The organism is Stenotrophomonas sp. YJH_SMC_79, assembly GCF_059367995.1.
Map to the genome: position 1 here is coordinate 796386 of NZ_JCAFRK010000001.1, position 9568 is coordinate 805953.

A 9568-nucleotide genomic window follows, 5' to 3' on the forward strand; every position below is an offset into this window, starting at 1 on the left:
CGACGGCACCCGGTGGATGAGAGGAAATGGCCTCGCCCGAGGTGGGCGAGGTCCGCGTGGCATCACGCCTTGAGCTGGCGCATGCCTTCGGCCAGCAGCCACAACGCCCGGTTCAGGCGCAGGTTCTGGTCGATGCCTTGCACCGGACGGGTGCGCTGATTGCGGCCGTTGGCCGTGCGTCCGTTCAGGCCCCCTTTGACTAGGTTCTCCTGGACGCGGTTGAAGACGGCCCACAGGTCGTTCTTGCGGTCGTCCCATCGCCGAGGGGCCAGCAGTTGGCTCTCGGTGACAGGCGTGGACTTGGCCGGATCGTCGTACTTGAGTGCGAGCGCAGAGTTCGCAAAGACCTCCGCTTCGCCCTCATCGAGGGTGATGGTGCGCATCGCATCGCGCGCGTTCTGCACGCGCTCGAAACCTTCGAGGACTCCGTAGGCACCTTCGATCACCTGGCTGGCCACGTCGCCCTTGTGGGGAACGCGGATGTCTGCGGTGGTGTCACCGCAAACCAGGCCGTTGTGGCAGACGAACCGGAACATGCCGGCGAGCATCTGATAGCTGCTCGTGCCGTCATGGCTGTTGAGCAGGATGATCTCGTTCGCCTCGTCGCCGTTGATCTGGCTTGCATGGCGAAGTCGGATGAGGTGCTTCGTGTACTCGCGCCGGTCTTCGTTGCGCACGCGCGTCTGACACACCATGAAGGGCTCGAAGCCCTCCTGGCGCAGCTTGGTCAGCACGGTCGAGGTCGGTATGTAGGCATACCGATCGGACCGGCTCCCATGTGGAGCGTCGGCGAAGATCGACGGAACGACGGCACGAATGCGGTCGTCCGAGAGTGGGCGATCAGAGCGCAGGATCGGGGATTGCGGAGCAAAGCGGGATACCAGAGACATGGCTGATCTCCTTTGAGAAATTCGACAACCGCGTGGCCGTGAGACCACGCGGAACTCGGGGGATGAAATGCGCAAGCACGCGTCCTGGGGACGCGGCGTACGTGGGGAGGAAAAGCGACAAGGCCCCGTGAGAGGCCGTGCCGGATCAGAACGAAGCAGCCAATGCCGGCTCCTGCTCCTGGACTTGCGCCTCGGGCTCGCGCTCGGCGGGCTCGGTGGCCGTGTCGATGGCATCGTCGGCTTCGGACGCGGATGCGTCTTCGGCCGGCGGCGCCTCGGCTTGCGCCTGGCTCGTCGGATAGACCTGGGTGCCGTCGATCTTGATGAGACCGATGTGGACCAGCGTCGATTCCAGGCTGGCGGCCGGTTCCCCGGCGTGCTCACCCTTGGTGCGGATGTACGGATCGATCTTCATGTCGTTCAGACGGAAGGCGATCAGCACCTTGCGGTCACCCTCGACGGCCTGAACGCACCGGCGAACCAGGTGCTCGGCTTCCGGGGTGGCGACGATGGTGTCGAAGTACCGATACTCCGGTTCATCGACAGGCCCGGCCAGTGCCGCGACGGTGCAAGAGAGGAACGAGTCGCCAGCTTTTGGGGTGACGTCCTTCACACGATTGAGATAGCCGATGCCGCGGGTGATCAACTCGTGCTGCTCGATCGAAGCCAGTTCGGCCCGGTCGATCAGTTCGGCCTTGAGCAGTCGCGCCTTGAGGGACGCGGCGGCCTGACCCTTCTGCTCACCCTTGTCGCGGATGTACACATCGCCCCACAGGTCACCGAGGCGAAAGCGCACCAGCGGGCGCTGCTTGGGATCGTCAACGCCGATGTAGCGCTGAACGAGCTTCTTGGCCTCGGCACCCGAGACCTTGACGTCGAAGTAGCGGTAGCTGGGGTCCCGGGCGGGGCCGACCAGCGCGGCGATGGTGCATGCCAGGAAAGGCTGCGCACGGCGGCCGCCCCGGACGGGCACTTCACGGACACGCTGGATGTAGCCGATGCCCGAGGTGTGGAGGTCGAAATACGATTTCTCGTTGGACGTGGTGTTCATGGTGAATCTCCATTGGGATGAAGCGGAGACACACCGGCCCACGCATGCGGGGAAGGTGCGTGACCCCGCGGTGGGTTGATAAGGCGAAAGCATCCGCCACCAGAGGCTGGTGGCCGCTCGCGGAAGGATGCGGTGCGAGCTGGCTCGGTCACGCAGTGGGAACTGCGCCGCAACCTCGAAGACCGATGGTTGCCTGGCATGTCGCTGACGACGTCAGCAGGCATGGGGCCAGCATGGCGGGGCCTCGCGCGCGCGGCAGCAATCAATCGGCACCCGGGCGCTTCCCTTTGTCCGCGCCACCCGGCGCCTGTCACAGGCACTTGGCGCCGCGCAGGTGCTCGGGGGTATCGGCGCGCGGACGGCCGGGACGGCTCCAGGCGCCGCCACCGCGCGCGCCGATCAGCCGCCAGCCGGCGGCGCGCAGGCTGGCGCCACCTTCGTCGGGCATGGTGTAGGTGAGCAGGCGTATGTAGCCCAGCGCCCTTGCCGCCTGCCAGGCCGCGCCGTAGAGCTTGCTGCAGGCGCTGGGTGTGCCGTCGGTGCACAGCCGCGTGACTTCCAGCGTCCAGGTGCCGCGCGACCGGGCGGCCGACAATGGCCACGCCGTGGATCAGGTCGCTGTCGCTCAGCGTGACGGCCAGGGCGAACTTCGCGCCCTGGACCGGGCGGTGGTGGCGATGGTGCGACAGAACGAATGCATTGGCCGTGCGCAGCGACACCGGTAGGAGGTGCAGCCTCGGCGAGGTCGATGGCGTGTTCATGCGGTTGTCTCCGGTGGCATGCCGGCGTTGTGGCCGGCGGGGCGTGCCTCGGCGGCTGGAGACAAACGCGCACGCGCGGCGATGGCGGCGGTGCGAACAAAAGAAGGCCCCCGATGCGGGGGCTGCGAGGCGGTTGCCGCGTCAGGCGGGAGGCACCACTGCTAAGGACAGGTGCGTGGCGGTGGCGGAAAGCACGAGATCGTCCGCCGAGTGCTGGAGGCGCGTGAACAGGCCGTCCTTCGGGTCGAAATACTCCGCGAAGTCATCGCCGCCCAGCTCGCGGCCGGCGAGGTGCCACCAGTCATCGAACGGGTCGGTGTCCGGGTTGCATCCGACGGCGTAGGCGAGCAGTGCCTGGCGCCCATCCGGGCGACGCTCCCCACGCTCGGCGAGGAAGTACACGCCCTGATCCTTGACCAGGACAATGCGGCACTGATTGGGGACGTCTCAGAAAACGGAAAAAATCGTACGCTAAGCCGGTTGCAGCGGTCGTAGCGGCCTGAACTTGCCCGCGCCGATCTTGGCGCTGCTGCGCCAGAGGTAATCGCCGGTCAGGTTGATGTGCTCCCAGCCCAGCGGCGACAGGTACTGCAACAGGGCGTCATCGACAGTCTGGCCGTGACCGCGTAAGGCGTTTGAGGCCCGTTCCAGATAGACCGTGTTCCACAACACTATGGCCGCCGTCACCAGGTTGAGGCCGCTGGCCCGGTAGCGCTGCTGCTCGAAACTGCGGTCGCGGATTTCGCCCAGCCGGTTGAAGAACACGGCGCGGGCTAGCGCGTTGCGGGCTTCGCCCTTGTTCAGTCCGGCATGCACGCGGCGGCGCAGCTCGACGCTTTGCAGCCAGTCCAGGATGAACAGCGTTCGCTCGATGCGGCCCAGCTCGCGCAGCGCCACGGCCAGGCCGTTCTGGCGCGGGTAGCTGCCGAGTTTCCTGAGCATCAGCGAGGCCGTCACCGTGCCCTGCTTGATCGAGGTGGCCAGCCGCACCTTGGCGTTGATCGCCTTGCCGGACGCCTGGAACTGCTGCTGATGCTTGTGCTTGGCAGCGTTGAACAGCTTGCCCAGGATGCGGTCGTGCAGGTCGATGATTTCGTCGGTGACGGTGGCCATGCCCTCGATGGCGAGCGCACCAGGGTCGCGTAGCGGCGCTGTGCCTCGAACTTGGCCAGATCGGCGGGCGTCATCTGGCCGCCTTCGCGGGCGATCTTGAGCAGGCGGTTCTGGTGCACCGACCGCTCGATGCCGGAAGGCAGGTCGAGCGCCTGCCAGGCTTTGAGGCGCTCGATGTGTTCGAGTATGTGGCGCGAGTTCGGCTTGACGGGCGACTGGCGCAGCCAGGCCAGCCAGGTCGTCTTGCCGTTGTCGTGGCGCTTGAGCAGATCGTCGAGGCGGTGCCGGTGGGTGGCCGACAGGGGATTGGACAAGGCCGCGTAGATGCGGCGGTTGGCGCGGCTGTAGGCGTTCATCGAACACCTCCCTTTTCCTCATCCGGCGCAACAGGACAGTTGCTTCACGTCCTTGTTGAAGGTCTGCGCCGCGAGCTTCAGTCCCTCGACCATGGTCAGGTAGGGGAACAACTGGTCGGCCAGCTCCTGCACGGTCATCCGGTGGCGGATCGCCAGCGCGGCCGTCTGGATCAGTTCGCCCGCTTCCGGCGCGACCGCCTGTACGCCGATCAGCCGCCCTGAGCCAGCTTCCGCCACCAGCTTGATGAAGCCGCGCGTGTCGAAGTTGGCGAGCGCCCTCGGCACGTTGTCGAGCGTCAGCAGCCGGCTGTCGGTCTCGATGCCGTCGTGGTGCGCTTCCGCCTCGCTGTAGCCCACGGTCGCCACCTGCGGATCGGTGAACACCACCGCCGGCATCGCCGTCAGGTCCAGCGCCGCGTCGCCGCCGGTCATGTTGATCGCGGCGCGCGTGCCGGCCGCCGCCGCCACATAGACGAACTGCGGCTGGTCGGTGCAGTCGCCGGCAGCAAAGATGTGCGGTGCGCTCGTGCGCATGGCGCGGTCGATGACGATGGCTCCCTGCGCATTGACTTCGACGCCTGCCGCTTCAAGGTTCAGGCTGCGCGTGTTCGGCGCGCGACCGGTGGCGACCAGCAGCTTGTCGGCGCGCACTTCCCCCTGCCCGGTGGTGAGCACGAATTCCCCGCCCGCATAGGCAACGTGGCTCGCCTGGGTGTGGTCCAGCACCTCGATGCCCTCGGCGCGGAAGGCGTCTGTTACGGCTTCCCCGATGGCCGGGTCTTCTCGGAAGAACAGCGTGCTGCGCGCCAGGATCGTGACCTGGCTGCCCAGCCGGGCGAAGGCTTGCGCCAACTCGACCGCCACCACGGAGGAACCAATCACGGCCAGCCGCTCGGGGAGCGAGCTGCTTTCCAGCGCCTCGGTGGAGGTCCAGTGGGGTGTGTCCGCAAGGCCCGGGATTGGCGGAAGCGCCGGGCTCGCGCCGGTGGCAATCAGGCAGCGGTCGAAGTTCACCTCGTGCGTGCCGCCGTCAGCGGTCGCCACGGTCAGCGTGCGCGTGTCCCTGAACCGGGCCTCGCCGCGCAGCACGGTGATGGCCGGAGTGCTTGCCAGGATGCCTTCGTACTTGGCATGGCGCAGCTCCTCGACGCGGCCTTGTTGCTGGGCCAGCAGCCGCTCGCGCAGTACAGCGGGCGCTGCGGCCGGCAGGCCAGCATCGAACGGGCTTTCGCGGCGCAGGTGGACGATGTGCGCGGCGCGGATCATGATCTTGGACGGCACGCAGCCGACATTGACGCAGGTGCCGCCGATGGTGCCGCGCTCGATCAGCGTGACGCGGGCGCCTTGCTCCACGGCCTTCAAGGCAGCCGCCATCGCCGCGCCGCCGCTGCCTATCACAGCCACGTGCAGCGCTTGTTCACCGCCAACATGCTTCGTTTCGCCACCGAGCCAGCCCAGCGCCTTGTCTAGCAGGCCGGCAGGCTTGTTCGGCGTGTCGGTAAGCCGTGCGCGATAGCCGAGCGTGGCCACTGCGGCAACCAGCGGGGCCACGCTCACGCCTGCATCCGCCTCGATTTCGGCCTGCCGCTGCGGATAGGACACCGAGGCCGCGCGCACGCCGGGCACGTTCGTCAAAGCCTGCTGGACGTGCTCGGCGCACGACGTGCAGGTCATGCCTTCGATGTGGAGGGTGATCGCCTCGGCCATGATTACGCCCTCACTGCTTGACGCTGGACGGGTAACCCGCGTTTGCGGTGGCCTTGGTCAAGGCGTCGGCATTGGTCTTGGCCTCGTCGAAGGTGACGACGGCCTCCCGCTTCTCGAAGCTGACTTCGGCCTTCTCGACGCCGGCGACCTTGGACAGAGCCGTCTTGACCGTGATCGGGCACGCGGCGCAGGTCATGCCGGGCACCGACAGGGTGACGGTCTTGGTGGCAGCCCAGGCGGGCGCGCTTAGAGCGGCGGCCAGGGCGATGAGGGTGGTGAGGGTGGTGAATTTCTTCATGGTGATCTCCTTTCAGTAGAACAGCGGCAGGACGTAGGGAAACGCGAGGGCAACCAGAACCAGGGCGGCCACGATCCAGAAGATCACCTTGTAGGCAGTCCGCACTTGGGGCACGGCGCAAACGTCGCCGGGCTTGCAGGCATGGGCTGGTCGGAAGATGCTGCGCCAGGCGAAGAACAGCGCGATGAGCGCTGCGCCGATGAAGATCGGCCGATACGGCTCCAGCACGGTCAGGTTGCCGATCCACGCGCCAGAGAAGCCGAGCGCGACCAGGACAAGGGGGCCGAGGCAGCAGGCCGAGGCGAGGACGGCCGCGACGCCGCCGGTCGCCAGTGCGCCGCAGCCGTTCTTGGGTTCCGACATAAGGTTCTCCTTCCGGGACTTCGCTTGATGCTGTAACGTTACTTCCGTAGTCAACTACGGAGTCAAGCGCCATGGAGAACGCTCAAGAGAATCTGACCATCGGGGCCTTCGCCAAGGCAGCCCGGGTCAACGTGGAGACGATCCGCTTCTATCAGCTCAAGGGCTTGCTACCCCAGCCGGAGCGGCCCTACGGTCGCATCCGCCGCTACGGGCAGGCGGACGTGGCGCGGGTGAAGTTCGTGAAGTCAGCCCAGCGCCTGGGATTCAGCCTGGATGAAGTCGGCCAGCTCCTGAAACTGGAGGACGGCACCCATTGCAGCGAGGCGGCCGAACTGGCTGCTCACCGGCTGGCCGATGTGCGCGCACGCATGGCGGACCTCACGCGGATGGAAGAGGCCCTGTCGACGCTAGTGAGAGAGTGCAACGCGCACCATGGCAATGTTTCCTGCCCGTTGATCGCAGCTTTGCATTGCTGCTAAAGGGCCCACTTCGGCTCTTAGCGTACGATTTTTTTCCGTTTTCTGAGACGACCCCTGATTGGCGATGGCTTCGGTCAGCACGGGGCGCAGGTCAGCGCCTTTGAATCGCAGTGACATGGATGAAATCTCCTGTGTGGAAGAATGAGAAAGGCCTCCATCCGATGGGATGAAGGGCCTGTAGTGCACGCGGCCGGAACGGCTGGAACGCCGTGGCGGATGCCTCGGGTCAGCCGCAGGACCGCCCGGTTTCGCTGCGGGGCGTCATGCCGGGACGGCCTGGCGCTTGCGGGCCGCTTTCGCGTCGAGGATGCTCACGTCGATCTGGCGCCAGCGCCCGTCGTCGATGAGCCTCTCCAGCACTTCGCCGAGCATGTCGAAATACACCTCGTCGTGCCGATCGACCAGTTCGACCGATTCACCGTTCTGACGGTGCAGTTCCACCACGTAGGTGTCTCCGCCGCGGTCGTAGAGGATCGTCACCCGGCCCTCGAACTTCGCGGTCGAGACCGTGAAGCTGATCGCCGGCGGCGTCTCGATGATCTTGGAGGGCGTGGGATCGACCCAGGTGAAGTCGCGGGCACCGGCATCCACCAGCATGTGGGTGATGCGCCGGAAGCGATCGGGGGCCGGCATCTCCTCCAACTGCTCGATGAGCTGGCCCAACTCCATGCACTGCGGCGTGGGAATGGGCAGCTTGGCCGGCGCCGAGCCGAGGATGTGCCTCGTGATGGTGTACGGCGTGCCGTCCGAAGTCTCCTCGGTGATGACCTCCGGCGTGTCCGCGCGCAGTCCGTCGAAGCGACGACGGGCATAGGGTTGGACATGCACCTTGGCGCCTTCGGCAGGAACCGTGGTCACCAGGCTGGGATCGAGCACCGCGAACTCGGAAGGCTTGAGCTTGACGACGATGGCATCGTCGGTCGCGGCGACCACCTTGCCGTCGAAGGGTTGGGGGTCGATGGCGAAGCCCAGCGTTGAGGACAGCGGCTGATCATCGAACACGCGGTACTTGAACGACCGCACGTTGCGGGGCACATGGCCTGCGACCAGCGAAGGCATCATGGATTTGATGAGGGAACGATCCATGGGGAAACTCCTTGAGGAAAAACAAGGGATTCCCCGCCCGCAAGGGAGAGGTCCCTTGTGGGTGGCGTGGATGGACGCGGTAGGTCCGTAGGAAGAAACGACCAGCACGGTTTCCCGCGCTTGCAGCCTCGAAGGTCTCGACTGCCTGGGCATGTGCCGGCAACGCCGACGAACATGGGGCAAGCATGGCCCTGGGGCGGTCTGCCTGCCCGCAGGAAACGGCACCGCACCACAACCGTTTTCCTGTGCTGCGGGCAAGAAAAAGCCCCTCGAAAGGGGCTGGAGGAATCAGGCTTGGTACACGAAGTAGTGCTCGCGCTGACGCGGAAAGAACACGTGTTTCCACGTGTCGCCGCTTGTGTTGCCACCGTCGAAGACGACCATTTCGTAGTCGTCCACGTCGGTGTCCACCAGGTCGGCGCTGGCGATATGGCGCATGTGCAGCGTGCCGCTCATGCGCTCGAATACCAGGATCTGGCCGATGGCATCTTCCTGGCTCATGGCGTTGACGCAGGCTCCGAGTTGGTGCTCGAAGTCGGATGCGGGTGTGATGAGGTCGGGGAACATGGGATCGCTCCTGTGAAAGTGCGCCGGCCCGGCTCTCTGGCGGGAGACCGGGCCGGCATGCGGTGAGGACAAGGAAGGCCGGGGATGTGTGTGGCAGCTATTCGCCGGCCAGCGATAGGCCCGGCAACACGGGTGCGTCGGCATCGAGGATGAGGATGCGCACGTCGGCCTGGCCGGCCAGTTCAAGGATCTGTGCCAGCTCGTCCGGCATGCCCTTGCTGCGGTGCTCCTGCCGAAGCTGCTCGGCGGCGATCCCCTCGACGTCCTGCAGGTGCTGGTCCGTCCAGGGCGTGGAGATCAGCTTGACGCCGATCGCCGGGCTGTAGGGAATCCGGAACGCGATGAACAAAAAGGCCTCCGGCGTCGCGAGGTCAGCCAGGTTGGCCAGGTACTGGCCGGTTTCGCGGCTGATGTGCGCGCTGCTGATTTCCCAGCACCGGCTGTAGTAGCCGGTCTCGAAGCTCAACCGCTGCACGACTTCCCGTGCGGCCTCGGCCGAATAGGTGTCGCCAATGTGGACGGGGCGGCCGTCGAAGTCGTCGCCGTGGATCGCGTACACCACGGCACCCACCATGCCTTCGCCGCTGCCCCCTTCAGCCGCGTCGCATTCGGCGATCAGTGCGGCGCCGACAGGTTCGGTGCCAGTCCTGACCACCGCGAAGTCGCTGGTGATGATGCAAGGAGAAGAAACCAGCGCCGCGTCGCAGAGGTGCTGCTGGCTCGGGTGGATGTTTCGCCAAACATGCGGGCTTCCGTCCTCGTAGCTGATGGACAGCGTGCGGACGATTTTCAGATTCCAGTAGCCGCGTAGAAAGGGATTGGGATTCTGGGACATGGGATTTCTCCAACAGAATAATGATGGAGCAAATCCCCGCCACCGGGAATTGACCCCGGTGG

Annotated in this window: 11 protein-coding genes and 2 pseudogenes; 1 reads left to right on the forward strand and 12 read right to left on the reverse strand. The window is 65.9% G+C overall.

Annotation, left to right across the window (positions count from 1 at the left end):
- Window positions 1–62: 62 nt before the first annotated feature.
- The 9 genes and pseudogenes from AC5P57_RS03880 to merT all read right to left on the reverse strand — a co-directional run bounded on the left by AC5P57_RS03880 (window position 63) and on the right by merT (window position 6539).
- Complete coding sequence (locus AC5P57_RS03880) at window positions 63–890, reverse strand: DUF932 domain-containing protein (RefSeq protein WP_013391792.1); 828 nt, start codon at window positions 888–890, stop codon at window positions 63–65.
- A 145-nt stretch (window positions 891–1035) separates the two neighbouring features.
- Window positions 1036–1941, reverse strand: a complete 906-nt coding sequence (locus tag AC5P57_RS03885) for a DUF3577 domain-containing protein (protein WP_003116825.1) — start codon at window positions 1939–1941, stop codon at window positions 1036–1038.
- Between the two features lie 310 nt (window positions 1942–2251).
- Window positions 2252–2702 (reverse strand): annotated as a pseudogene (locus AC5P57_RS03890) (XF1762 family protein).
- A gap of 141 nt (window positions 2703–2843) precedes the next feature.
- Complete coding sequence (locus tag AC5P57_RS03895) at window positions 2844–3128, reverse strand: DUF3085 domain-containing protein (RefSeq protein ID WP_031629745.1); 285 nt, start codon at window positions 3126–3128, stop codon at window positions 2844–2846.
- A 45-nt stretch (window positions 3129–3173) separates the two neighbouring features.
- Window positions 3174–3692 (reverse strand): annotated as a pseudogene (locus AC5P57_RS03900) (Tn3 family transposase); the annotation flags it as partial.
- Window positions 3656–4171 carry a hypothetical protein gene (locus tag AC5P57_RS03905; RefSeq protein ID WP_495219433.1) on the reverse strand — a complete coding sequence of 172 codons (516 nt, stop codon included), beginning with the start codon at window positions 4169–4171 and terminating at the stop codon, window positions 3656–3658. The pseudogene AC5P57_RS03900 and the gene AC5P57_RS03905, both read right to left, overlap by 37 nt.
- A gap of 18 nt (window positions 4172–4189) precedes the next feature.
- Window positions 4190–5878 (reverse strand): mercury(II) reductase, encoded by a 1689-nt coding sequence (gene merA, locus AC5P57_RS03910; RefSeq protein ID WP_003098932.1) that lies wholly within the window; start codon window positions 5876–5878, stop codon window positions 4190–4192.
- Window positions 5879–5888: 10 nt separating this feature from the next.
- Entirely contained in the window at window positions 5889–6176 is a 288-nt protein-coding gene (gene merP / locus AC5P57_RS03915) for a mercury resistance system periplasmic binding protein MerP (RefSeq protein WP_495219434.1), read from the reverse strand.
- Window positions 6177–6188: 12 nt separating this feature from the next.
- Entirely contained in the window at window positions 6189–6539 is a 351-nt protein-coding gene (merT, locus tag AC5P57_RS03920) for a mercuric ion transporter MerT (RefSeq protein WP_003116827.1), read from the reverse strand.
- Between the two features lie 71 nt (window positions 6540–6610).
- Between merT and merR the strand changes: the two genes are divergently transcribed.
- Complete coding sequence (gene merR / locus AC5P57_RS03925; protein ID WP_003098939.1) at window positions 6611–7018, forward strand: mercury resistance transcriptional regulator MerR; 408 nt, start codon at window positions 6611–6613, stop codon at window positions 7016–7018.
- Between the two features lie 261 nt (window positions 7019–7279).
- Here merR and AC5P57_RS03930 read toward each other — a convergent pair whose 3' ends face one another.
- The 3 genes from AC5P57_RS03930 to AC5P57_RS03940 form a co-directional block, all read right to left on the reverse strand.
- Window positions 7280–8104: a hypothetical protein gene (locus AC5P57_RS03930; RefSeq protein ID WP_003098941.1), complete on the reverse strand. Its 825-nt coding sequence runs from the start codon at window positions 8102–8104 to the stop codon at window positions 7280–7282.
- A gap of 288 nt (window positions 8105–8392) precedes the next feature.
- Window positions 8393–8671: a hypothetical protein gene (locus tag AC5P57_RS03935; RefSeq protein ID WP_003116828.1), complete on the reverse strand. Its 279-nt coding sequence runs from the start codon at window positions 8669–8671 to the stop codon at window positions 8393–8395.
- Between the two features lie 97 nt (window positions 8672–8768).
- Window positions 8769–9506 carry a DUF5983 family protein gene (locus tag AC5P57_RS03940; protein ID WP_003116829.1) on the reverse strand — a complete coding sequence of 246 codons (738 nt, stop codon included), beginning with the start codon at window positions 9504–9506 and terminating at the stop codon, window positions 8769–8771.
- Window positions 9507–9568: the final 62 nt, after the last annotated feature.